The organism is Burkholderia anthina (assembly GCF_902498995.1).
Taxonomy (GTDB): domain Bacteria; phylum Pseudomonadota; class Gammaproteobacteria; order Burkholderiales; family Burkholderiaceae; genus Burkholderia; species Burkholderia anthina.
Window position 1 is genome coordinate 1 of the sequence record NZ_CABVLY010000071.1, and the last position, 546, is coordinate 546.

Genomic DNA, 546 nt, shown 5'->3' on the forward strand with positions numbered 1-546 from the left:
TGGCGGAGCGGACGGGACTCGAACCCGCGACCCCCGGCGTGACAGGCCGGTATTCTAACCGACTGAACTACCGCTCCAGTCTTGCTTCTTGCCTGGCAGGCGTCGGTTACTTCCTGCCGGCGCATCGTTTGTTCGAACGACGCCGAAATCTGGCGTCCCCTAGGGGATTCGAACCCCTGTACTCACCGTGAAAGGGTGATGTCCTAGGCCTCTAGACGAAGGGGACAGCGTACTGCTTACATCTTTAATGCAAAAGCCCGTTCAAAGCGTTCATTTGAACGGGCTTGTTCTGGCGGAGCGGACGGGGCTCGAACCCGCGACCCCCGGCGTGACAGGCCGGTATTCTAACCAACTGAACTACCGCTCCAGCTTTCTGCTCTATCACCTGCAGGACCACATTCACGCCCTGCAAGCGTTGCGACACTTCTACGAAACGCCGCTGAATCCTGGCGTCCCCTAGGGGATTCGAACCCCTGTACTCACCGTGAAAGGGTGATGTCCTAGGCCTCTAGACGAAGGGGACAGCGTACTGCTTACATCTTTAAT

At 57.9% G+C, this 546-nt stretch carries 4 tRNA genes; all 4 read right to left on the minus strand.

Features of this window, described 5'->3' with window-relative positions:
- The 4 genes from BME24068_RS34820 to BME24068_RS34835 all read right to left on the minus strand — a co-directional run bounded on the left by BME24068_RS34820 (nucleotide 1) and on the right by BME24068_RS34835 (nucleotide 523).
- Nucleotides 1–77 (minus strand) — tRNA-Asp (locus BME24068_RS34820).
- Nucleotides 78–150: 73 nt separating this feature from the next.
- Nucleotides 151–226: transfer RNA gene (locus tag BME24068_RS34825), tRNA-Glu, on the minus strand.
- A 64-nt stretch (nucleotides 227–290) separates the two neighbouring features.
- Nucleotides 291–367: transfer RNA gene (locus BME24068_RS34830), tRNA-Asp, on the minus strand.
- An 80-nt stretch (nucleotides 368–447) separates the two neighbouring features.
- A tRNA-Glu gene (locus BME24068_RS34835) sits at nucleotides 448–523 on the minus strand.
- Between the last annotated feature and the right edge of the window lie 23 nt (nucleotides 524–546).